The sequence below is a fragment of the Janthinobacterium sp. 75 genome (genome assembly GCF_004365495.1).
Taxonomy (GTDB): domain Bacteria; phylum Pseudomonadota; class Gammaproteobacteria; order Burkholderiales; family Burkholderiaceae_D; genus Janthinobacterium.
The window spans coordinates 5,217,661-5,241,376 of the sequence record NZ_SORD01000001.1; the positions used below are offsets into that span (position 1 = coordinate 5,217,661).

Below are 23,716 nucleotides of genomic sequence, written 5' to 3' on the forward strand. Positions count from 1 at the left end.
GCCTGGCGCTCCGGCGGCGTCGATGCTGGTGGGAATCCGTGATTTTACGTCGCGGCGTGGCAATCGCCCTGCGTAGTAATACTGAGCGTTACTGCGTAGTCGTGCGCTTGCGGCAATTATACGATTCCTGAATACTCGCCATAAGCTGCAAATACACCAAAAGTAACATCAAACTGGCGACGACCAGGAGCAAAACACCATCATCGCACGGCATAGCGCCCGTCAAATCTCTGGAGGAAGCATGAACCGCATTTTCAAACAGCTCGGCTGGGCAGCGCTTGCGCTGGCCGGCGCCGGGTCCCTGGGCGTCGTCGCCCTGCAACGTGGCGAGCCGATCAGCGCGATCTGGATCGTCATCGCCGCCGTCTGCGTCTACCTGATCGCCTACCGTTTCTACAGCCTGTTCATCGCCGACAAGGTACTGGGACTGGATGCGCGCCGCATGACGCCCGCCTTCAAGCACAACGATGGCCTGGACCACGTGCCGACGAATAAATATGTGCTGTTCGGCCACCATTTCGCGGCGATTGCCGGCGCCGGCCCCCTGGTCGGCCCCGTGCTGGCTGCGCAAATGGGCTATTTGCCCGGCATGCTGTGGATTTTGGCGGGCGTCGTGTTTGCCGGCGCCGTGCAAGATTTCATCGTGCTGTTCATTTCCATGCGCCGCGACGGCCGCTCCCTGGGCGACCTGATCAAGGCTGAACTGGGCGAAATTCCTGGCATGATCGCTTTGCTGGGCTGCTTCATGATCATGGTCATCATTCTGGCCGTGCTGGCATTGATCGTGGTCAAGGCGCTGACGGGCTCCCCATGGGGCAGCTTCACCGTCATGGCGACCATCCCTATCGCCCTGTTCATGGGCGTGTACTCACGCTTTATCCGCGTGGGCCGCATCGGCGAAATTTCCATCATCGGTTTTGTGCTGCTGATGCTGGCCATCATCGGCGGCCAGTACGTGCAGGAACACGCCGTTCTCGGCCCGATGTTCACGTTTACCGGCACGGAACTGACGTGGATGCTGATCGGCTACGGCTTCATCGCTTCCGTGCTGCCCGTGTGGCTGCTGCTGGCGCCGCGCGACTACCTGTCGACTTTCCTGAAAATCGGCACCATCCTGGGCCTGGCCATCGGCATCATCGTCGTCGCGCCTTACCTGAAAATGCCGGCCATGACCAAGTTCATCGACGGCTCCGGCCCCGTCTGGTCGGGCAATCTGTTCCCCTTCCTGTTCATTACCATCGCCTGCGGCGCCGTCTCCGGCTTCCACGCGCTGATTTCCTCGGGCACTACGCCGAAAATGATTGAAAACGAAAGCCATGCCCGCTTCATCGGCTATGGCGCCATGCTGATGGAATCGTTTGTTGCCATCATGGCCCTGGTGGCAGCCTCGACCATCGAGCCGGGCATCTATTTCGCCATGAACAGCCCGGCCGCCCTGATCGGCACTACGGCAGAGTCCGCCGCACAGGCGATCTCGCAATGGGGCTTCTATGTGACACCGGAAATGCTGACGCAGACGGCCAAGGACGTGGGCGAGCACAGCATCATTTCGCGCGCTGGCGGCGCACCGACCCTGGCGGTCGGCATGGCGCAGATTCTTTCCGGCGCCATCGGCGGCAAGGCCATGATGGCCTTCTGGTACCACTTCGCGATCCTGTTCGAAGCGCTGTTCATCCTGACGGCCGTCGACGCGGGTACGCGTGCGGGCCGCTTCATGCTCCAAGACTTGCTGGGCAGCTTCGTGCCAAGCTTGAAACAGACGGAAAACGTCATCGCCAACCTGCTGGCCACGGGCCTGTGCGTGGCGGCCTGGGGCTACTTCCTGTACCAGGGCGTGGTCGATCCATTGGGCGGCATCAACACCCTGTGGCCACTGTTCGGCATCGCCAACCAGATGCTGGCGGCGATAGCGCTGATCCTCGGCACCTGCGTGCTGTTCAAGATGAAGAAGGGCCAGTACGCATGGGTCACCATCACGCCGACCATCTGGCTGCTGCTGTGCACCCTGACGGCCGGCTGGCAAAAGATTTTCGATGCCAATCCGCGCGTCGGCTTCCTGGCGCATGCAAAGAAATATTCGGCGGCATTGGATGAAGGCACCCTGCTGGCGCCGGCCAAGTCGGTAGCGCAGATGCAGCAGATCATCTTCAACGATTACCTGGACGCCGGCCTGGCCGCCTTCTTCGTCATCGTCGTGATCAGCGTGCTGTTCTTCGGCATCCGCACCATCATGAAGGCGCGCGCCGACAGCCGTCCGAGCACCAAGGAAACGCCGTTCCAGGCCATGCCCACGGTGCAATGATGATCGATGAAATCATCAAGGCTGGACGGTATCTGGGGCAAAGCATGCGGCTGATGTGCGGCTTGCCCGAGTACGACACCTACGTGGCGCACCGGGAAGTGACCCATCCCGGCGAGCCGATGATGACGTATGAAGAGTTCTTCCGCGAACGCCAGGAAGCCCGCTACGGCGGAGCCGGCAAGCGCGGCGGCTGTTGCTAGTTGTGGTGACACCTGACCCAGCCTGCTGCGCGTCGGCATAGGCGGCTTGCGATGCTCACCGTACTTCAGTACGGTTGCGCTTCTCGGCCACCTCTGCCTTCCGCTCGCTACGGCTGGGTCAGATGTTGTTGCTCAGCAATAATTTGAGGGCGGTCTTGCGGAACCGCCCTATTTGTTTCATCTCGTATAAGTTCCCCTCCCCTCTCCTCCCTTAGACCCATATCAACATCAGGGTGTGTCTTCGCGTCTATATTTTTCCAATAGGAATTAAAAAACAGTCAAGGGGCCGACCGGGGAAGCGCCGCCACCATGTTCAATTTCCACCGCTCCAGCATCAGCCAGAAGCTGACCATGATCTCCGTGCTGTCGTCGGGCTGCGCGCTGCTGCTGGTGTTCGTGGCGTTAGCCCTGACGTCCGTGCTCAGCCACAAGAACGATGAAGGCAAGCAACTGCTGTCCCTGGCGGGGGTGATCGGTGCGGCCAGCGCGGCGCCATTGATGGTGGGAAAATCGGCACAGCCGCAGGCGGAACAGATGCTGGCGGCGCTGGCGGCGCGCGACGAGATCGCCCAGGCGGCCCTGTTCGACCGGGGCGGACGCCTGTTCGCCCTGTACCGCGCGCCGCAGCACGACAAGGAGCTGGCGGGCCTGGCGACGCCGGAAGACATGAACCCGGCCTTGCTGGCCGACATGGCCGTGCAGCCCGTCACGCAAGGAGCGGGCACGCCCCTGGCGCCCACCATGCGCTTGTACCGTCCCGTCTACCGGCCGGGCGCGCCGCAGCAGATCGTCGGCGCCGTACTGATCGAAGCCGACCTGAACCACATGTGGCGCAACATCGGCCGCCACGTGGGCGCCATCGGCGGCGCTACCGTACTGTCCTTCCTGATCGCCGTCTTCCTGGCGCGGCGTTTCAAAAGCGTGATCGCCGAGCCGATCACCAAGCTGATCGATACCGCGCAAAAAGTGTCCCGCAGCCAGACCTACAGCCACCGCATCGCGCACCAGCGCAGCGACGAGCTGGGCGTGCTGATCGACAGTTTCAACGACATGCTGGCGCAGATCGACAGCCGCGACAGCACCCTGGCCAATTACCGCGACCAGCTCGAGCGCCAGGTGGGCGTGCGCACGGCGCAGCTGGAAAAGGCCAAGGATGCAGCCGAGGCAGCCAGCCAGGCAAAAAGTGCCTTCCTCGCCACCATGAGCCATGAAATCCGCACGCCCATGAATGGCGTGCTGGGCATGACGGAACTGCTGCTGGCCAGCCCTTTGAGCCCGCAGCAGCGCCACTACACGAGCATGGTGCAGCGCTCGGGGCAGAATTTGTTGGTGATCATCAACGATATCCTCGACTTTTCCAAGATCGAGGCGGGCAAGTTGAGCGTGGAATACATCCGCTTCAATTTCCGCGAATTGCTCGACGATATAGAGCACGTGTTCGCGCCGCAGGCGGAAGCGAAAAATATCAGCCTGGAATTCGATATCGCGTTTGACATTCCCATTGCCATTTGCGGCGACCCCAACCGTTTGCGCCAGATCATCGTCAATCTGCTGGGCAACGCCATCAAGTTCACGGAAACGGGCAAGGTCACCGTGACAGTGGCAGTGTGCAGCGAAGATGCGGCCAGCGTGGGCTTGCGCTTCGAGGTGCACGACACGGGCATCGGCGTGTCAAACGAGGCACAGACGCGCATCTTCGAATCGTTCTCGCAGGCGGACGGCTCGACCACGCGCAAGCACGGCGGCACGGGCCTGGGATTGACGATCTCGAAACAGCTGGTGGAACTGATGGGCGGCACTATCGGCGTTGATAATGCTTTAACGCAAGGATCGATCTTCTGGTTCGAAGTAAATTTCGATAAGCGACGGGTCGACAGCGACGACCCGTCCTTCAACCTGAAAACCACACGAGGGTTACGCGCCTTGATCGTCGACCACACACCCGCCACGCGTGCCGTGCTGGAACGGCAGCTGGCCAGCTGGCACATCGTCAGCGACAGCGCCGGCACGGCCAGCGATTGCCTGGCCAAGCTGCGCGCGGCCGCGCAGGCGGGCACCCCGTATGCCGTGGCCCTGCTCGACATGGAATTGCCGCGCACCAGCGGCCTGGCCCTGGCGGCCAACATCAAGAGCGAGCCGCTGCTGGCCGACCTGAAGCTTCTGCTGCTGAGCACGGAGCAGGCGGCGGCCGATCCCGTGCAGCGGCGCGAGGCGGGCGTGGCCTTCCAGCTGATCAAGCCGGCCCGCGAATGCGACCTGTTCGACTGCATCGTCACGCCGCCGCGCGCCAGCGAGGGCATGCGCATCCATCCGCCATACACGGCCCGCCAGGTGGGCCGGCGCCAGCGCCGCCGCGTGCTGCTGGCCGAGGACAATCGCGTCAACGTGGAAGTGGCGCTGGCCATGCTCGACAGCCTGGGCCTGGACGTGGTGTGTGCGGGCAACGGCGAAGAGGCTTTGCAGGCGGCGCAGGCCGAGGATTTCGATTTGATACTGATGGATTGCCAGATGCCCGTGATGGATGGCTTTGCCGCCACGGCGGAAATCCGCCGCCATGAACAGCAGTGCGGCCACGCGCGCGTACTGCCGATCGTCGCCATCACGGCCAATGCGTTGCAGGGCGACCGCGAAGCATGCCTGGCGGCCGGCATGGACGATTACCTGAGCAAGCCGTTTACGCAGCAAGACCTGGGCCACACGATTGCGCGCTGGATCACCCTGCCGCGCGCGGCCACCGTGCACCACAGCGTGGCGCCAGAGCCAGAGCCAGAGCCGGAGCCGCAGGCATCGCCGGAGGTGGCGCCGCCTTTGGCCGCCGCCCCGCCAGCGTGCCAGCCGCTGAACCGGCAGGCGCTGGAAAACATCCGCACCCTGTCGCGCGCCGATGGCGATGCGCTGCTCGAGCGGGTCATCCTCGCTTTTACGAGCGAGACGCCGCGCCAATTGAGCGCCATGCGCGTAGCGATTGCCGGCGCGGATGCGGATGCGCTGCGCAAAGTGGCCCACAGCCTCAAGTCGGGCAGCGCCAACGTGGGCGCCGATCGTCTGGCGCAGCTATGCAAGGAGATGGAAAAACTGGGCCGCGCCGGCAGTACCGAGGGTGCGACTATCCTGCTGCTGCAGATGCAGCAAGCCTTCCTGGCCGTAAGCGAATCGCTGAGCGCCATCCTCGTGAAGGAACACTGACATGACAGCGCCCCTCCCTTCCCCACGCGGCCTGGTGCTGGTTGCCGACGACGATCCCGTGATGCGCATGCTGATGCGGCAAATGCTCACGCAAGTGGGCCTGGACGTGATCGAGGCCGAAGACGGCGTGCAGGCGCTGGCCAGCTACAAGCACAGCGGGCCGGACCTGGTCATGCTCGACGTCGACATGCCGGCCCTGGACGGCTTTGCCGTATGCCGCGAAATACGCCTCCAGGAAGTGGGCGGCACCGTGCCCATCATCATGGTCACGGGCGACGACGAGTTGGATGCGGTCACGCGTGCCTACGAAGTGGGCGCCACGGATTTCATTTCCAAGCCCATCAACTGGCCCATCCTGGGCCATCGCGCACTGTACGTGCTGCGCGCCAGCGACGCCATCGCCCGCCTGCGCATTGCCGACGCGCACAACCGCGCCGTGCTGGCAGCCATCCCCGACACCTTCTTTCGCCTGAACCGCGAAGGCTTTTATCTCGACTACGAACAGGGCCACGACGCCAGCGCCGGCTTTTCCCTCAGCGACTGCGTGGGCAGCCATATCCGCGACGTGCTGCCGCCCGAAATCGCCGCGCGCCTGCTGGACCAGGCGCACGCCGTGCTGGCCACGCAGCACATCGGCTCGGTCGACTACACGCTCACCCACGAAAACAGCACGCGTCACTTCGAGGCGCGCCTGGTGGCGACGGGCGCCGACGAAGTGCTGGGCCTGGTGCGCGACATCAGCGAGCGCAAGCGCACGGAAGAACAGATCCGCCGCCTCGCCTATTGCGACAGCCTGACGGGCATTCCCAACCGGCAAGCCTTTCTGGAAACACTGGAACGCGAACTGGTGCGCTCGAAAGAGCACGACAAGAAATTCGCCGTGCTGTTCATGGACCTCGATGCCTTCAAGCGCATCAACGACACCCTGGGCCACGACGTGGGCGACCACCTGCTCAAGGTGGTGTCCGAGCGCCTGCGCGAAACCATCCGCCCCAGCGACCTGGTGCTGCGCAACGAACACGAGTGTGAGGCCACCTTCGGCGGCAGCAACCTGGCGCGTCTCGGCGGCGATGAATTCACGATATTAATTCCCGACCTGGAGCGGGTGGAAGACGCGCTGAATGTGGCGCACAGGGTGAAGGAAGCCATGCGGCGGCCCTTCATGATCGAGGGGCACGAGATTTTCGTCACGGCCAGCATCGGCATCTCGCTGTATCCGGAAGATGGCGAGGATTGCAACTCGCTGCTCAAATTTGCGGACACGGCCATGTACCACGCGAAGAACTGCGGCAAGAACAACGCCAAGCTGTACAGCTCTTCGCTGACGATGGAAATCATGAGCCATGTGAAGATGGAAGTGGGGCTGCGCAAGGCCTTGCAGAACAACGAGCTGTACTTGTTGTACCAGCCGCAGATAGACGTACCGAGCACACAGATCGTGGGCGTGGAAGCGCTGGTCCGGTGGCGCCACCCCGAGCGGGGCATCATCTCGCCCACGGAATTCATCCCGCTGGCCGAAGAGACGGGATTGATCGTGCCCATCGGCGAATGGGTGCTGCGCACGGCGTGCAACCAGGCCAAGGCCTGGCAAAGCGATGGCGGACGCGCCATCCGCATGGCCGTGAACCTGTCGGCCAAACAATTCAAGGATGAAAACCTGATGCAGATCGTGCTCTCGGCCCTGGCCGACACGGGCCTCGACGCGCGCCTGCTGGAGCTGGAATTGACGGAAGGAACCTTGATGGACGATGCGCGCGCCACCATGGTGACCCTGGAGCAGTTGCGCGGCATCGGCGTATACCTGTCCATCGACGACTTCGGAACGGGATACTCGTCAATGAATTACCTGAAACGCTTCGACGTGCGGGCCTTGAAAATCGACAAGAGTTTTATTGCCGGCTTGCCGCAGGATACGGAAAACGCGGCCATCACGCGCGCCATCATCGCCATGGCGCACGGTTTGAAGATGGTGGTCGTGGCCGAAGGCGTGGAGACGGACGAGCAGCTGCTGATGCTGGAAAAATACGGCTGCGACATGGCGCAAGGCTATTTCCTGGGCCATCCCTCGCCGCACGACACGATCACGGCCATGCTGGCCAGACAGAAGGGTCCGCTGGCCAGCCTGCAATCTAGAGCACTTCGAAAGCAAGGATTTGCGTGACTTGCTGGGCGTTGAAATTATCGTCGGAAATCATTACCAGGCTGCGGCGGCCGTTTTCCAGGCGCGGGCCCCAACTGATGCCTTCGATATTGTCAACTCTTTCAAGGCCGATCTTTTCCAGGTCCAGCAGCAAGCGCTTGCGCGCCGGCACATAGGCCGCGCCCGCCAGGGCCGGGATGGCCTGGATATCGGTGGCGCCATCCGTTTCCATCGCGTAGACGCGCACGTGATTCGTATAGATGCCGTCCGCGTTTTCCACGCCGGCCCGCTCCACTACCAGCACCTGGTGGTCGTTCACGGCGAGGATTTCCGACACGCCATTGTCCGCTTCGCGCCCCGGCGCGGGCCGCGAAGCCACCGGTTCGATAGCATACGCATACTGGCGCAGCACCTTGCCGGCGCGGTCCAGGCGCGTGATGCGCACGACGGAACCGTTGCCGGGCGCGGCCAGCGGGCCATCCTGGTACAGGGCCGCTTCCATGCCCAGCCACAGGCTCTTGCCATCCGACGAGAACGACAGTGCCTCGAAGCTCATGTTGTTGCGCGAACCCACCTCGTCCTTCGAGACATTGAACATGGCGGGCGTGGGCAAGGTTGCCAGGTAGTGGCCACCGCTATCGGCGTGGCGCACGAACGGGTGCAAGCCCACCTTGCGGTTTCCTTCGCTGCCGTACCACAGGCTGCCGTCCTGCGGATCGACGCGGATGGTTTCGATATCGGGCACCTGGTCGCCACTGTCGAGCTTGGCATGCGCCAGATTCGGATAGCGGCTGCCGTCGGGCTGCGTGAAGAAATGCACGCTGCTCAGCGTCACGCCCCTAAACGCCTTGCTGTCGTAGGCCAGGGTGGCGCGGTAGAAGCGCGCCGGATTGATTTCCGAGCGGTCATCGCTTTCCATCACCCAGCTATTATTGGCCGCATCATAGTCGATGCCGGACAAGCCGCCCACGGTGGTGCCCTGGAATGCCTGTTTCAAGGCGATGCGCTGTTCGCCGATCAGGCGCAGGCCGGCAATCGGCGCGTCATGCGGGAAGCTGGCACAGGCGGAGAGAAGGATGGCGGCGGACGCCAGGGCAAGCGCGGTACAGAACAATGGAGGCATGATCGGTATCAAATAAGTCAGGAAGCAAATTCCGGGGTCAGACCCGCCGAGTCTGACCCCAGCTTTAGTTGTGTGGGTTAATAACGAATTACACCACCCCATCGGCCTTGAGCCGCGCGATGGCGGCAGCGTCATAGCCGAGCGACGCCAGCACTTCATCGTTGTGCTGGCCCAGGGTCGGTCCCAGCCACTGGGTCTTGCCCGGCGTGGCGGACAGTTTCGGGCTGATGGCGGGCAATTTGACGGGCGTGCCGTCGGCGAAATGGTGCTGCTCGAACATATTACGGGCGAGAAATTGCGGATCGCTCATCATGTCGCGCACGGAGTAAATTTTGCCGGACGGCACGTCGGCCGCCTTCAGTACGGCCAGCGCGCTGTCTATCGTGTGCGTGGCGCACCAGGCGCCGATGGCATCGTCGATTTCCTGCGTGCGCGCCACGCGGCCATCGTTGCGCGCCAGCTGCGGGTCGCCCGCCATGTCGATGCGGCCCATGGCCAGCATCAGCCGCTTGAAGATGGCATCGCCATTGCCGGCAATCACGATGTTTTCGCCGTCACCCGTCGTGTAGGTATTCGAGGGCACGATGCCGGGCAGCGAACCGCCCGTGCGCTCGCGCACCACGCCGGCCTGGTCGTATTCGGGCACCAGCGATTCCATCAAGTTGAACACGGATTCGTACAGGGCCACGTCGACCATCTGCCCTTCGCCGGCAACCGCACCACCCGTCACGTCGCGGTGGCGCAGGGCCATCATGGCGCCGATCACGCCATGCAGGGCCGCCACGGAGTCGCCGATGGATACGCCGACCCGCACGGGCGGGCGGTCGGCAAAGCCGGACACATAGCGCAAGCCGCCCATGGATTCGCCGATGGCGCCGAAGCCGGGCAAGTCCTTCATCGGCCCCGTCTGCCCAAAGCCGGACAGGCGCACCATGATGAGGGAGGGTTTGATCTGCTTGAGCTGCTCATAGCCGAGGTCCCACTTTTCCAGCACGCCGGGGCGGTAATTCTCGATGATGATGTCCGCCTCCAGGGCCAGCTGGCGCGCGATGGCGCGGCCTTCCGGCGCTTTCAGGTTCAAGGTCAGACTTTTCTTGTTGCGCGCCTGCACCGACCACCACAGCGAGGTGCCATCCTTCAGCACGCGCCAGGTACGGATGGGATCGCCACCGTCGGGCGACTCGATCTTGATCACGTCGGCGCCGAATTCGGCCAGCATGCGGGCACAGAACGGCCCCGCGATCAGGGTGCCCAGTTCCAGGACTTTGATACCCGCCAAAGGACCAGCCGACGTTTTCTCTTGCATGATTTAGGTTGCCCTGCGGTCGAGCATCGCGCGGGCAATCGTGCCCGCGTCGACGTATTCCAGTTCGCCACCCACGGGCACGCCGCGGGCCAGACGGCTCACGCGCAAGCCCCGCGCCTTCAGCATTTCGCTGATGTAATGGGCCGTCGCTTCGCCTTCATTGGTGAAATTGGTGGCCAGCACCACTTCACCGACCACGCCATCGTTGGCACGGCTCAGCAGTTTTTCGAGGTGGATATCTTTCGGCCCGATGCCGTCCAGCGGAGATAATCTCCCCATGAGCACGAAATACAGGCCCTTGTAGGTCAGCGTTTGCTCGATCATCAGCTGGTCGGCGGGCGTTTCCACCACGCACAGCAAGCGCTTGTCGCGCTCTTCGTCGAGACAGGTCTCGCACACGTCGTGTTCGGTAAATGTATTGCACAGGCCGCAGTGATGCACGGCATCGACGGCCTGGAACAGGGCGCGCGACAGCATGGCCGCGCCCTCCCTATCGTGCTGCAACAAATGAAACGCCATCCGCTGCGCCGACTTGGGGCCGACGCCGGGCAGGCGCCGCAGCGCCTCGGTCAAAAATTCAAGCGACTTGGACATGGATCAACCCTGCCCCGTGCCACAGATCGAGCGCATGCGGTATGGCATCAGAATGGCATTTTGAAGCCGGCTGGCAAGTTCATGCCGCCGGTCAAGCCTGACATTTTTTCCGCAGACGTCGCTTCCGCCTTGCGCACGGCGTCGTTGAAGGCAGCTGCCACCAGGTCTTCCAGCATGTCCTTGTCGTCGGCCAGCAAGGATGGGTCGATAGAGACGCGCTTGACGTCGTTCTTGCACGTCATGACGATCTTCACCAGACCGGCGCCGGACTGGCCTTCCACTTCCACCAGCGCCAGTTGTTCCTGGGCCTTTTTCATGTTGTCTTGCATTGCTTGCGCCTGCTTCATCAGGCCAGCCAGTTGATTTTTCATCATGAGAATGCTCCGTTCAATTCAGTTTGTGAGTGTGTTAATCATCAATGCAGGGTCGGCGCGGCGGAGCCGGCCGGTGCAGGGGTAATCGTGCCCGGCACGACAAAAGCGTCGAATGCACGCTTCATGTCGAGCACAAAGGGATCGCTTGCGATGGTTTCTTCCGCTTGCAGCTGACACGCCTCGCGGTGAGCCTGCGCCTCCGCGCTGGCCGTGTACCAGACGGCGCCCAGTTCCGTGTCGACATTGACCTTGCGGCCAAAGCGTTCGGTCAGCGCGGCAGCCAGCTTTTCCACGTTGGCGGGGCTGCGCCACGTGTCGATGGGCACGCGCAGGCGGAACGTGGTGCTGTGGCCGTCGTGCAGGCATTCGATCAGCTCGGCCTGCACGGCCAGTTGTTGGGCCACGCCACGCAAGGGCAGCACGGCGGCGACGGCCGGCCAGTTGCCATCCCAGTCCAGATCCGGCACGGGCGTAATCACATACGGCCCGCTGGGCGCGGCTTGCTTGGCGGCACGCTGTGGCATGACGACAGCAGGCTGCTCGGCACTTTGCGCGGCTGGCGCCGACACGGCAGCCGAGGCGCTATCGTCGGAAAATTCGGTGACCCACGGCGGCAAGTCGTCGTCGGCCGGCGCCTGCTGTGGCGGCGGTGCCTGGCGTGCCGGCTGCACGAGCGTGGGCGCTTCCATGACGGCCACGGGAGGCGCATCTTCCCATGGCGCCGGCGCTTTCGCGGCGGCGGGCGGTGGCGGCGCTGCCTGGACGGGCGCGATTGGGGCTGGCGTGGCGACGGCAGCGGCCGGTGCCGGTGCCGGTGCGGCTGGCTTGGGCGCCGACGATGGCGCCGACGGCGCACTGCCCGGACGGCCTTTCGAGGCGGCACGGGCCGCTTCCAGCGCGGCATTGATGGCGGCGCGGGCGGAACTGATAGGGGCGCCTGATGCGGCCGGGGCAGGCGCAGCCGGAGCGGCTGGCGGAGGCGTGGCCGGTGCTGGCGCCGGGGCGGAAACGGGTGCCGGTGCCGGGGCAGGAGCAGCCACGCGTGGCGGCGGCGCTTCGCTGCGGGCCATGCTGGCGGCAGTGGCGGCCACGACGGCAGGCGGTGTCACGGCTGCATGGCTGGCCACGCTGTTCGTGGCGGCGCGGGCGGCGGGAGCCGAACCTGCTGCGGCGCGCGCGGCGGCGACAAAGCCGGGACGGTTGCCCGGAACTGATGCTGGCGCGGCCGCCGGCACGCCATCGGCGCCGCCTATGCCGGGCCGAAAGGCCAGCATGCGCAGCAAGGTCATGGTAAAGCCCGCGTATTCGTCGGGCGCCAAGCCCAGCTCATTGCGGCCATGCACGGCGATCTGGTAAAACAGCTGCACTTCTTCTGCGTCAAACGCACCAGCCAAACGGACAATGTCCGCGTATTCGGGCAAATCCTGCGGCAAGGCGGCCGGCACGGTTTGCGCCAGCGCAATGCGGTGCAGCAAGGTGCCCAAATCCTGCAGGGCGCCGTTGTAGGAAAGGCTGCGCGAGGCCATCTCGTCGGCCACAGCCAGCAGATCGGCACCGTCCTGCTGCGCCAGCGCATCGAGCAGGCGCACCAGATAGGATTGGTCGAGCGCACCCAGCATGCCTTGCACTGCATCGAGGGTGACTTCACCGGCCGCGTACGCGATGGCCTGGTCCGTCAAGGAGAGCGCATCGCGCATGGAACCGTGGGCGCCCTGGGCCAGCAGGCGCAAGGCCGGCTGTTCGAAGGCGATGCCTTCCTGTCCCAGGATATTGTCCAGGTGGCTGATGATGTGGCCGGGCGGCATCTGCTTGAGGTTGAACTGCAGGCAGCGCGACAGCACGGTCACGGGAATCTTTTGCGGGTCCGTGGTGGCCAGGATGAACTTGACGTGCTCGGGCGGCTCTTCCAGCGTCTTCAGCATGGAATTGAACGCGTGGTTCGTCAACATGTGCACCTCATCGATCATGTAGACCTTGAAGCGCGCATTGCTTGGGGCATACACCGCCTGTTCCAGCAGCTGCGCCATTTCATCGACGCCGCGGTTCGATGCCGCATCCATCTCTATATAGTCGACAAAGCGTCCCGCATCGATTGCCGTGCACGCTACACACACGCCGCAAGGCTGGGCCGTGATGCCGCCCGTGCCATCGGGGCCGATGCAATTGAGCGATTTGGCCAGGATGCGCGACAGGGTCGTCTTGCCGACGCCGCGCGTGCCCGTGAACAGATAGGCGTGATGCAATCGGCCGCTGTGCAAGGCATGCGTGAGCGCGCGCACGACGTGCTCCTGGCCAACGAGCGTCTCGAAATTCTTGGGGCGGTATTTACGGGCGAGGACTTGATAGGACATGCTGAGATTTTACCATGCGATTTTGCGGGTGATCCTGCGCGACGGGCGCAAGCCTCATGGCCGGGCCAGGTCAAGTTCAAGCAAGACTTGGCAAACGCGGCAAAGCAGCAATTGTATAACATGGCCAGGTGGAAATATGGAAAACACGGCAAGCCCGGCAATGCTGCGGCGCCACGGGAAAATGTGGCCGTAAAAGCAAAAAAGCTGCCCATGGCAGCTTGATTGACGATCCCGATACAACAATCCCGAAGGAGGCGAGCCTGATCTGCGGCACTCATGGTTAATAGCCGTGGCTGCTTCGTTCCCGACCTGACCAGGTTAGCCATGCCACGATGCGCAGGGGCCCGCCAGGGACAATTATAACCGGTCTGCGCAGGATTGGGAAATTGCCGTGTCAATGCTGCGTAGGTCGGCTTAGGCCGCAGGCCGTAAGCCGACACTGCCGAGTATGCAGATCGTGAACATGCAAGCAACGTCGGGTTACGCGCAAGCGCTAACCCGACCTACCCCGACCTATCCAATACCTACAAACCCAGCTCTTGCCAGATGCCATCCACCTTGGCCTTCACTTCCGGCGTCATGGCTATCGTCGTGCCCCACTCGCGCGTGGTTTCGCCCGGCCATTTATTCGTCGCATCGATACCCATCTTGCTGCCCAGGCCGCTGACCGGCGAGGCGAAGTCCAGGTAATCGATGGGCGTGTTGTCGACCAGGGTGGTATCGCGGATGGGGTCGACGCGCGTGGTGATGGCCCAGATGACTTCCTTCCAGTCGCGGATATTCACATCTTCGTCGACCACCACGATGAACTTGGTATACATGAACTGGCGCAGGAAGCTCCACACGCCGAACATCACGCGCTTGGCGTGGCCCGCGTACTGCTTCTTGATCTGCACCACGGCCATGCGGTAGCTGCAGCCTTCGGGCGGCAGGTAAAAGTCGGTGATTTCGCTGAACTGCTTTTGCAGCAGGGGCACGAACACTTCGTTCAGGGCCAGGCCAAGCACGGCCGGCTCGTCGGGTGGTTTGCCCGTGTACGTAGAGTGATAGATCGGGTCGCGGCGCATGGTGATGCGGTCGATGGTAAACACGGGGAAACTGTCCTGCTCATTATAGTAGCCCGTGTGGTCGCCATACGGCCCTTCCAGCGCGTGTTCATAGCCGCTCGGATGATTTTCGTCCGGGTAGATATGGCCTTCGAGCACGATTTCGGCCGACGCGGGCACGCGCAGCTCGCTGCCGATGGCTTTCACCAGCTCCGTGCGGCTGCCGCGCAGCAAGCCGGCGAACTGATATTCGGACAGGCTGTCCGGCACCGGCGTGACGGCCCCTAATATAGTAGCGGGATCGGCACCGAGCGCCACGGCGATCGGGTACGGCTTGCCCTTGCTTTGAATCGCATGCTCCCGGAAGTCCAGCGCCCCGCCCCGATGGGCCAGCCAGCGCATGATGACTTTATTGCGCCCCAGCACTTGCTGGCGGTAAATGCCCAGGTTTTGCCGCTTCTTGTTCGGCCCCTTGGTGATGACCAGGCCCCAGGTGATCAGGGGGGCGATATCGCCGGGCCAGCAATGCTGGATGGGCAGGCGCGCCAGGTCGACGTCATTGCCTTCCCAGACGATTTCCTGGCACTTGGCGCCGCGCAACTCTTTCGGCGACATGTCCCACACGGATTTCACCAGCGAGCCGAGGCCCAGCAAATCCTTGAAATCCTTCGGCGGTTCCGGTTCCTTCAGGCGCGCCAGCACATGGCCGATCTTGCGCAACTCGCTGACATCTTCCGCCCCCATGCCCAGTGCCACGCGACGCGTGGTGCCGAACAGATTGCCCAGCACCGGCATGTCGTATCCCGTGGGATTATTGAACAGCAAGGCCGGCCCACCTGCGCGCAAGGTGCGGTCGCATACTTCGGTCATCTCCAAAATCGGTGAAATGGGGGTCGAAATGGGCTTAAGTTCACCCATTTGTTGCAGTTGAGAAATAAAATCTCGCAAATCTGAATATTTCATGTGTTTTTAATTTTTTTTGACGTCGGACGCCGTTGCTGAAGGATCTATGCCAAGTAATTGATTTTATTGGCTTTTGGCACAATGCAAGACAAAAAGTAAGACATAAAAGTAATAAAGAATCGATTCATTAGTATTGACTTGATATAAAACGGCTTCTACAATTCGCCCAACTTGAAAGAGCACGCCGGCCCAGAGCTTGATTTTAGCGTTTCTCTTTCATTCACGGAGTCGGGGCTCCACATGACATTTTAAGGAGTGTTTTCAAAAGGCGTCTGCCTTACCCCCGGTAAAAGTTGTATTGCAACTGATCCAATACCAGCATGGGACCGATCAGCTCAAGCAAGCAATGACGGCGTTTCTCGCACGCATCCATACGCGGCGGAAACGATGATATTTCTGATGCACGGCATTGGCAGTACCCACAACACCGCGAAACCGCGGAGGGACTGCCTGTTGACGCGACATTTCGGGGAACTCTATGACTCATCGTAGCACTGAAGCAGCCTTGCCTGCTTCAACCGTGGCTGGCCAGCCAGCGTTGGCGCGTTTGCGCGCCCGCGCACAAGCCATTTCGGCCCGTGGCGTATTGACCACGGCGCAACATACACTGACAGTCTTCGGCATTTCCGCCTTGGCACTGATCGCCCTGCTGATGTTCCGCCCCGACCTGGGCAAGCAACTGACGCACAGCCTGTTCCCACTGCCGATGGCAGAAGCGCAAGCTGTCGAAGCGCCGGCTCTGTCGGCACTGATGGAAGCGCCTGCATCCGTGCAAACGGCCGCCGCCAAAGAGGCACCGCTGAGCAAGGAAGAAAAAGCCTTGCTGGGCACGCAAAAGCAGCAGCAATGGGTCACCAACTGGCTCTCCAAGCGCTACCGCGTGGCCAACGACGCCACCAATATGCTCGTGTCGACGGCCTACCTGACAGCACGTGAAATCAAGCTGGACCCGCTGCTGATCCTGGCCGTGATGGCCATCGAATCGGGCTTGAACCCGTTCGCGGAAAGCCCCGTGGGCGCGCAAGGCTTGATGCAAGTCATGTCGAAAGTGCACCATGAGCGCTTCCAGGAAATGGGCGGCGTGCAAGCAGCTCTGAACCCGGTCGCCAACATCCGTGTCGGCTCCCTGATCCTGAAAGACTACGTCACGCGTGGCGGTTCCGTCGAAGCGGGCTTGAAAACCTACGTGGGCGCCGCCAACTTCGCCACCGACTCGGGCTACGGCTCGCGCGTGCTGGCCGAATACCGCCGCCTGAAGCAAGTGTCGGCAGGCCAGCGCGTGCCGACGACGACGCCGGTGATGGCATCGAACACGCCAGCGCCAGCCAAGGCGCCGGTAGCGGAAAGCGGCATCACCATCAAAGTGCTGCCCCACAACGAGATCGCCGGCCTGTAGTAGCGCGCTCTTCCAACCTACTGCGCAGCCCGCTCTCGGGTCGGCGTTACTCGCTGTACTCCAGTACAGCTGCGTTACTCAACCCGACATCGGGCTTGCTCGCTACGGTTTGAAGAGGCGCCGATGCGTTAATGCGCAACACTCCGACAGCAAAAAGGGCAGACTTTTCAGTCTGCCCTTTTTGCATCCATTGCGGCCTTCGCCGCTGGATCCCTACCTATATTACTTGCGCTTGTTGGCGTTGACTTCTTCCTCGCGGAATTTCACTGCCAGCTTGTCCAGCACGCCGTTCACATACTTGTGGCCATCGATACCGCCAAACGACTTGGCCAGCTCGACCGCTTCGTTGATGACGACGCGGTACGGGATTTCCATGTTGTTCTTCAGTTCGAACGCGCCGATCAGCAGGATGCCGTGTTCGATGGGCGACAGTTCCGCGATATTGCGGTCAATCAAGGGTGCCATGCTGTCGCGCAGCGCCAGCGAATCCTTGATGGCGCCATACAGCAGCACCGTGAAGTGATCGCCATCAGCCTTGTCAAAGCCATGCGCGGCGCGAATATTGTTCACGACGGTGGTCGCGTCTTCATTGTTCAGCAGCCACTGGTACAAGCCCTGCAGCGCAAACTCGCGCGCGCGGTGACGCGGCGTGCGGTTCTTGCTGGGATTGGCGAGCAAATTTTTCTCAGTCATGATTGTTACCTGTTCTTAAATACGTATGTACTGCAAATAGTGACGAATACCGCGGCGTGCTGTTGGACAGCACGCCGCGGCGCAAGCACGATTAATCCTCGTCTGTGTCTTGCAACTCTTCTAGCGCTTGCGCCAGATTGGCCATTTCCACTGCCACGCGTGCCGCTTCGGCTCCCTTGACCAGCATGCGCACTTCCGCCTGCTCGTCGTTTTCGGTCGTCAACACTGCGTTGGCGATGGGGATGCCGTAATCGAGACCGATGCGCGTGATGCCTGCGCCCGATTCGTTCGATACCAGCTCGAAGTGGTAGGTTTCACCGCGGATCACGGCGCCCAGTGCGATCAGGGCGTCGAATTGCTCGGTTTCTGCCATTTTTTGCAGAATCAGTGGGATTTCCAGGGCGCCCGGCACGGTCACGTGCAGGATATCTTCATCGGCCACGCCCAGCTTGCTCAACTCTTCCAGGCATGCCGACAGCAAGCCACCACCGACGATTTCATTGAATCGTGCCTGGACGATACCGACGCGCAAACCTTCGCCGGCAAAATTGGTTTCGTATGTTCCTACGGTCATCATATGCCTCTTTAATCTGGTGGTTCTGGGCGACACGCACATGCCGCCATCGTTTACTCTCACATCGACGCCTGACAAAATCGTAGCGAGCGGCAGCGAGTTGTGGCCGAGAAGCGCAACTGTACGAATAGTACAGTGAGCATCGCAGGCCGCAAATCGCGACGCGCAGTAGATTTATTTAGGCGTCCTGGCCCGGATGGCACTGAAAACCTGTGACTTCCAGGTCGAAACCGGCCATCGACGGCATCTTGCGTGGACTGGCCAGCAATTGCATCTTGCTCACGCCCAGGTCGCGCAGGATTTGCGCGCCGATGCCGTAGCTACGCAAGTCCATGCTGGCGGCGCGGCCTTTCGGCTTGGCTTGCGGCGTATCGAGCGCGGCGAACTGGGCAAACAGTTCGCCCGACGTTTCGCCGCAGTTCAGCAAGACCATCACGCCCCGCTCGGACTGCTTGATGGCGGCCATCGAGGCGGCCACCGTCCACGAGTGAGTGGTCGCTTCGCTTTCCAGCACATCCAGCAGGGAAACAGGCTGGTGCACGCGCACCAGCGCTTCCAGGCCGGGCGCCAGGTCGCCATGCACGAGGGCCAGGTGGGCCGACGCGCTGGGCTTGTCGCGGAACGCGATCAAGCGGAATTCACCGTGCGCCGTATGCAGCTTACGCTCGGCAACGCGTTCGACCAGCGATTCCGTCTGGCTGCGGTAATGGATCAGGTCGGCAATCGTGCCGATTTTCAGGCCATGCTGCTCAGCGAACACCAGCAAGTCCGGCAGGCGGGCCATGGTGCCGTCGTCCTTCATGATTTCGCAAATCACGGACGCGGGCGTCAGGCCGGCCATGGCCGTCAGGTCGCAACCGGCTTCCGTATGGCCTGCGCGCATCAGCACGCCGCCCTTTTGCGCTTTCAAGGGGAAGATATGGCCAGGCTGGACGATATCGCTGGGCTGTGTTCCCTTGGCCACGGCCACCTGGATGGTCTTGGCGCGGTCGGCGGCGGATATGCCTGTCGTTACGCCTTCGGCCGCTTCGATGGAGACGGTAAAGTTGGTGCCGTAGGCGGTACCGTTGCGCGAGGTCATCATCGACAGGTTCAGCTCGTCGCAACGCTCTTCCGTCAGGGTCAGGCAGACCAGACCACGCGCATGCGTAATCATGAAATTGATGGCTTCAGGCGTCACGAAATCGGCGGCAAGCACCAGATCGCCTTCATTTTCCCGGTCTTCTTCATCGACCAGTATCACCATGCGGCCGGCGCGCAATTCAGCGACGATCTCTTCGGTGCTGGATATAGACATTATTCATCCTCTTGAGACGCCAGGCAAAACCTGCTGCGCGTTGGTATAGGCGGCCTGCGATGCTCACCGTACCTTCGTACGGTTGCGCTTCTCAGCCACCTCTCCCTTCCGCTCGCGACGGTTTTTTCCGGGCGTTGTTAATGTAACTAAAAACTGAAACTGAAATTGAAACGTCGAGCGCGAATATTCCGCGAATTTCCGGGAATTTTCTTATAACCTGCTATTTTAAAGGATTTAGCGCTTGCAGACCTGAAATAAGACAGCCCAGCAACACCAATATGCAGGCCGCCGCCCTGCTTGCCCCGCAAAGCGCCGCTTCCCCGATCCAGCGCACACGGCGACGGCAAAACGCGCGCCATCAGTCTTGCGAAGAGCATAAGATCAGCCAGTCACCACCACGGCGCTGACACCCCACTCGCAGCGATACCCACACAGGAGCGGCAACATGAAAACCAACGGATCGGCCATCTGGTCAGGCGGCATCAAGGACGGCAAGGGCGCCATCAGCACACGCAGCGGCGCCTTGCAGGACTATCCCTACGGCTTTGCCAGCCGCTTCGAAGGCAAACCCGGCACCAATCCCGAAGAACTGATCGGCGCCGCCCACGCGGGCTGCTTCACCATGGCCCTGTCGCTGATCCTGGGCGAAGCGGGCCTGACGGCGGAAAAGATGGAGACGACGGCTGAAGTGACCCTCGACAAGGGGGACGACGGTTTTGCCATCACGGCCGTCCACCTGATCCTGAAAGCAAAAATACCGGGCGCCGACCAGGCGACATTCGAGGCATTGACGGCGAAGGCCAAGGCCGGCTGCCCCGTGTCGAAGTTACTTAAAGCCAACATTACCCTGGACGCCAGCCTGCTGCCCTAGATTTTAGTCACGGGCTTGACGGGTTCCACGGCGGCCACCGGCGCCACCAGTGGCAGGCGCGAGTCGCTGGCCGGCAATGGCCGGTTCATCAAGCCGGGATTCAGGGCTGCATTATTCAGGTTATACGCGGCGATGGCTGCCGCCACTGACGGATCTTGCGACGAGGGCGGCGGTACAGTCATGCCCGCGTTTTGCGCGGCCAGCTCTTGCGCCTGCGCATTTTGCTGGGCCAGCTGGGCTTGCGCCGTCGCCTGGCCCGCATCGGCTTGCACTTGCGCTGCGCGTGCCAGCGATTGCGCCCGCTCACTGGCCGCCTGGGCCGCCATTTGCGCGTCGCTTGCGGCCAGCTGGGCCCGCGCCGCATCGTCCGCTGCCGCTTGCGCCCGCTGCTGCAAGCCCTGCTGCTGCACTTGTCCTTGGCGCAGATCGTCCACCCGTGCAACTTCCTGCTGCTGCGCCTGCTTATCTGTATTGATGCGTTCGCTGTCCAGGCGTTCGGCGTCAAGGCGCGCGGTATCGGCGCGCTGCTTGTCCGTGCGCTGCGTCTGCAGCAATTGCGCTGCATCGGAGGCTGCTTGCGCCTGCGGCTGAGGCCGCAATTCCTGCAAGTCCAGGTTCAGCTCTTCCGCCTCCAGCTGCTGCTGCAGTTCCAGTTGTCGTTGTGCAATGGCAGCCGTTTGCGTCGGCACCCCTTGAGCCACGGCCTGCGCGGCATACGCCGGCACGGCGGCACCCGCCAAATCCGCTTCGACGCTGGCCGCCAGCGGCGCGCCCTGCTGCCGGGCCAGCATGGCGCCCACCTGCGCCAGCACGTCCGTTCCCTGTTGCAAGGCGTCCAGGGTGGCATGACTGTCAGCCGCATATGCCGCTTGCAAAGTTACTACATTGACATCTTCATTGCGCAAATCGATGCCGATGCGGGCCAGCTGTGCTTGCGTGAGCAAGCCGCCGTCCTGCGCCAGCGCGGCCGCAGCACCCGTCGTGCCATCGCCCGACAGCAAATCGTAGCGCTGCGCCAGGCTGCCCGTCGTGTCGCCAGCCGTCGCCAGCTGGCTGGCATCGATGCCGCTCGTTTGCAACTGGGTAAACGATTCCGTCAGCTGCCGCGCCAGCGCCAGCAAGTCGTCATTGACGTTGACGGGGATATTTGCCGCGCCGGCCTGCTCGGTGGCGCCCTGCAAGGCCAGCAGTTGCCGGCGCGACAAGGCCACGCCTGACAGGAACTGGCCCAGCGGGGAGAGGTCGACCTGGGTCGATGACTGAATGGCCAGGGCCGCCGCCGCGCTGGAAGACGGCACAGGCTGCGCCGGCGCCAGCGGTGCCATCCCGCCCACGCGAGGCGTCGCCGGTATGGCATTGGGCACGGTTGCGCGCGAAATCGGGTCCATGGCTAGCCTCCACTGCGGAAAGCTTCATAGTATGCGCGTCTGGAAGAAAAGCAACACACGCTTGGCACGACGAAAGGCCGACGGGGGTGTTGCTCCTTTACGCTGCCATGTCAGGCGGCGGCCTTGTCCAGCGACAGCATGCGCTCGACATAGCGGGCGATCAGGTCGATTTCCAGGTTGACCTTGCCATCGACCGTCAAGTGTTTCAGGGTCGTCATGGCGATGGTGTGCGGTATCAGGTTGATCGAGAAGCGGCAGCCGTTGACGGCACCCGCGCCCAGGTCTTCCACGCGGTTGACGGTCAGGGACACGCCATTGACGACGACGGAACCTTTGAAGGCCAGGTATTTCGCCAGTTCGTGCGGTGCTTCGATGACCAGTTCCCACGATTCGCCCACGGCTTCGAACTTGCGCACGATGCCCAGGCCGTCGACGTGGCCGGAAACCAGGTGGCCGCCCAGGCGCTCGGCCAGGGTCAGGGCTTTTTCCAGGTTCACTTCCGTGGTCGTATCGAGGCCCACTGTGCAATTGAGGCTTTCACGCGAGACATCGACGGCAAAGCCCGTGTCCGACTTTTCCACCACCGTCATGCAGGCGCCATTGATGGCGATCGAATCGCCCAGGGCCACGTCGGCCAGCGGCAAGCCGCCCGCGTGAATGGTCAGGCGCACGCCGGCATCGAGGCCGCCTTCGAGTGCTTGCACGGTGTCAATCTTGCCAATGGCGGCAACAATTCCTGTAAACATGGAGCTATACCCTATAAAAAGTGTGAAAGTATTAATTGCGCTTGGCGAATCTGGCAAGGATACGCACATCTTCGCCCACTTGCTGAACCTGGTGAAATTGCAAAGTGCGCTGCTGTTTGATATCCGTCAAGGCGGGCAAGGCAAACATGCCTTGCGCATCGCCCAGCAAGGTGGGCGCCAGGTAGACCAGCAGCTCGTCGACGCAGCCTTCGCGGATCAAGGAGCCGTTCAGCTTGGAGCCGGCCTCGACGTGGACTTCATTGCATTGCCGGCGGCCCAGTTCCAGCATCAGCGCGGCCAGGTCGACCTTGCCGGCCGCATTCGGCAGCACGATGACTTCCGCGCCCAGGGCGCGCAGCTGCGCTTCCTTCTCGGGATGGGCGACGGCCGCCACGATCCAGGTGCCGCCGCCCTGCAAGATGCGCGCGTCGAGGCTGATGTCGAGCCGGCTGTCGATGACGATGCGGCGCGGCTGGCGCGGCGTTTCGACGGCGCGCACGTTCAATTGCGGATCGTCCGCCTTGACCGTGCCGATGCCCGTCAGGATGGCGCAGGCGCGCGCGCGCCACGCATGGCCGTCGGCACGCGCTGCAGGCCCCGTGATCCACTGGCTTTGCCCGTTGTGCAAAGCCGTCATGCCATCCAGGCTGGCCGCCGTTTTCATGCGCACCCACGGCTTGCCACGCTGCATGCGCGAAAAGAAGCCGATATTCATTTCATGCGCCTCGTCAGCCAGCACGCCCGTGGTGACGGCGATGCCGGCCGCTTCCAGCTTGGCCAGCCCCTGCCCCGCCACCAGCGGGTTCGGGTCCGTCATGGCGGCCACGACACGCCCCAGCCCTGCGCGCACGAGCGCATCGGAGCAGGGCGGCGTGCGGCCATGGTGGTTGCACGGCTCCAGGGTGACGTAAGCGGTGGCGCCGCGCACGTCGTTGCCGCGAGCAGCCGCATTCGCCAAGGCTTGTACCTCGGCATGATCCTGCCCCGCCGCCTGCGTCACGCCGGCGCCGATCACCTGGCCATCCCTGACGATCACGCAGCCGATGCGGGGATTGGGCGAGGTCGTATATAAACCGCGCGCAGCCCATTCCAGCGCCAGGCGCATGCCATCGATATCGTTGAGTATTTCCACGGGCTTCTTTGATAGTGAGTGATAGGTGAGTCGG

The 23,716-nt window shown here is 62.5% G+C and carries 18 protein-coding genes and 1 other RNA gene; 6 read left to right on the forward strand and 13 right to left on the reverse strand.

All coding sequences use genetic code 11. From position 1 onward, the window contains the following. Positions 1 to 241: 241 nt before the first annotated feature. The 4 genes from C8C89_RS23790 (at position 242) to C8C89_RS23805 (ending at position 7,849) form a co-directional block, all read left to right on the forward strand. Complete coding sequence (locus C8C89_RS23790) at positions 242 to 2,302, forward strand: carbon starvation CstA family protein (RefSeq protein WP_101480305.1); 2,061 nt, start codon at positions 242 to 244, stop codon at positions 2,300 to 2,302. Further along, on the forward strand, positions 2,302 to 2,502 hold the full coding sequence (locus C8C89_RS23795; RefSeq protein ID WP_010396213.1) for a YbdD/YjiX family protein: 201 nt from the start codon (positions 2,302 to 2,304) through the stop codon (positions 2,500 to 2,502). Before C8C89_RS23790 ends, C8C89_RS23795 begins: the two co-directional genes overlap by 1 nt. Before the next feature lie 309 nt (positions 2,503 to 2,811). Next, on the forward strand, positions 2,812 to 5,688 hold the full coding sequence (locus C8C89_RS23800; RefSeq protein ID WP_133992938.1) for a response regulator: 2,877 nt from the start codon (positions 2,812 to 2,814) through the stop codon (positions 5,686 to 5,688). A gap of 1 nt (position 5,689) precedes the next feature. Further along, entirely contained in the window at positions 5,690 to 7,849 is a 2,160-nt protein-coding gene (locus C8C89_RS23805) for an EAL domain-containing protein (protein WP_133992940.1), read from the forward strand. Here the strand turns inward: C8C89_RS23805 and C8C89_RS23810 are convergent. The 7 genes from C8C89_RS23810 to ubiD all read right to left on the reverse strand — a co-directional run bounded on the left by C8C89_RS23810 (position 7,818) and on the right by ubiD (position 15,585). Then, positions 7,818 to 8,951, reverse strand: coding sequence for an esterase-like activity of phytase family protein (locus C8C89_RS23810; protein ID WP_133992942.1), 1,134 nt, complete (start codon positions 8,949 to 8,951; stop codon positions 7,818 to 7,820). The genes C8C89_RS23805 and C8C89_RS23810 overlap by 32 nt on opposite strands. Before the next feature lie 88 nt (positions 8,952 to 9,039). Beyond that, the gene (locus tag C8C89_RS23815; protein WP_133992945.1) at positions 9,040 to 10,257 is read right to left on the reverse strand and encodes a CaiB/BaiF CoA-transferase family protein; all 1,218 of its coding nucleotides are present in this window, start codon (positions 10,255 to 10,257) and stop codon (positions 9,040 to 9,042) included. Positions 10,258 to 10,260: 3 nt separating this feature from the next. Next, entirely contained in the window at positions 10,261 to 10,851 is a 591-nt protein-coding gene (recR, locus tag C8C89_RS23820; RefSeq protein WP_133992947.1) for a recombination mediator RecR, read from the reverse strand. 47 nt (positions 10,852 to 10,898) lie between these two features. Beyond that, positions 10,899 to 11,225 (reverse strand): YbaB/EbfC family nucleoid-associated protein, encoded by a 327-nt coding sequence (locus tag C8C89_RS23825; protein ID WP_101480300.1) that lies wholly within the window; start codon positions 11,223 to 11,225, stop codon positions 10,899 to 10,901. A 41-nt stretch (positions 11,226 to 11,266) separates the two neighbouring features. Then, entirely contained in the window at positions 11,267 to 13,576 is a 2,310-nt protein-coding gene (locus tag C8C89_RS23830; RefSeq protein ID WP_133992949.1) for a DNA polymerase III subunit gamma/tau, read from the reverse strand. 250 nt (positions 13,577 to 13,826) lie between these two features. After that, positions 13,827 to 13,925, reverse strand: an RNA gene (gene ffs / locus C8C89_RS23835) — signal recognition particle sRNA small type. Between the two features lie 175 nt (positions 13,926 to 14,100). Beyond that, positions 14,101 to 15,585, reverse strand: coding sequence for a 4-hydroxy-3-polyprenylbenzoate decarboxylase (gene ubiD / locus C8C89_RS23840; protein WP_099380300.1), 1,485 nt, complete (start codon positions 15,583 to 15,585; stop codon positions 14,101 to 14,103). A 478-nt stretch (positions 15,586 to 16,063) separates the two neighbouring features. Between ubiD and C8C89_RS23845 the strand changes: the two genes are divergently transcribed. Further along, positions 16,064 to 16,981 carry a lytic transglycosylase domain-containing protein gene (locus C8C89_RS23845; RefSeq protein ID WP_166674840.1) on the forward strand — a complete coding sequence of 306 codons (918 nt, stop codon included), beginning with the start codon at positions 16,064 to 16,066 and terminating at the stop codon, positions 16,979 to 16,981. A 222-nt stretch (positions 16,982 to 17,203) separates the two neighbouring features. On the opposite strand, the gene nusB is transcribed toward C8C89_RS23845, so the two are convergent. The 3 genes from nusB to ribBA form a co-directional block, all read right to left on the reverse strand. Then, complete coding sequence (gene nusB / locus C8C89_RS23850; protein WP_070219581.1) at positions 17,204 to 17,674, reverse strand: transcription antitermination factor NusB; 471 nt, start codon at positions 17,672 to 17,674, stop codon at positions 17,204 to 17,206. A 91-nt stretch (positions 17,675 to 17,765) separates the two neighbouring features. Next, complete coding sequence (gene ribH / locus C8C89_RS23855; RefSeq protein ID WP_094445951.1) at positions 17,766 to 18,248, reverse strand: 6,7-dimethyl-8-ribityllumazine synthase; 483 nt, start codon at positions 18,246 to 18,248, stop codon at positions 17,766 to 17,768. Between the two features lie 178 nt (positions 18,249 to 18,426). Continuing rightward, positions 18,427 to 19,545, reverse strand: coding sequence for a bifunctional 3,4-dihydroxy-2-butanone-4-phosphate synthase/GTP cyclohydrolase II (ribBA, locus tag C8C89_RS23860; RefSeq protein ID WP_101480297.1), 1,119 nt, complete (start codon positions 19,543 to 19,545; stop codon positions 18,427 to 18,429). A gap of 445 nt (positions 19,546 to 19,990) precedes the next feature. Between ribBA and C8C89_RS23865 the strand changes: the two genes are divergently transcribed. Beyond that, positions 19,991 to 20,416, forward strand: coding sequence for an OsmC family protein (locus C8C89_RS23865; RefSeq protein ID WP_101480296.1), 426 nt, complete (start codon positions 19,991 to 19,993; stop codon positions 20,414 to 20,416). Here the strand turns inward: C8C89_RS23865 and C8C89_RS23870 are convergent. From C8C89_RS23870 to ribD, 3 genes are all read right to left on the reverse strand, one after another. Further along, positions 20,413 to 21,804, reverse strand: a complete 1,392-nt coding sequence (locus tag C8C89_RS23870) for a hypothetical protein (protein ID WP_133992951.1) — start codon at positions 21,802 to 21,804, stop codon at positions 20,413 to 20,415. The two genes, C8C89_RS23865 and C8C89_RS23870, sit on opposite strands and share 4 nt — an antisense overlap. A gap of 110 nt (positions 21,805 to 21,914) precedes the next feature. Continuing rightward, a complete protein-coding gene (locus tag C8C89_RS23875; RefSeq protein WP_101480294.1) occupies positions 21,915 to 22,550 on the reverse strand; it encodes a riboflavin synthase in 636 nt (211 codons plus the stop codon). 31 nt (positions 22,551 to 22,581) lie between these two features. Continuing rightward, positions 22,582 to 23,682: a bifunctional diaminohydroxyphosphoribosylaminopyrimidine deaminase/5-amino-6-(5-phosphoribosylamino)uracil reductase RibD gene (gene ribD, locus C8C89_RS23880; RefSeq protein ID WP_101480293.1), complete on the reverse strand. Its 1,101-nt coding sequence runs from the start codon at positions 23,680 to 23,682 to the stop codon at positions 22,582 to 22,584. Positions 23,683 to 23,716: the final 34 nt, after the last annotated feature.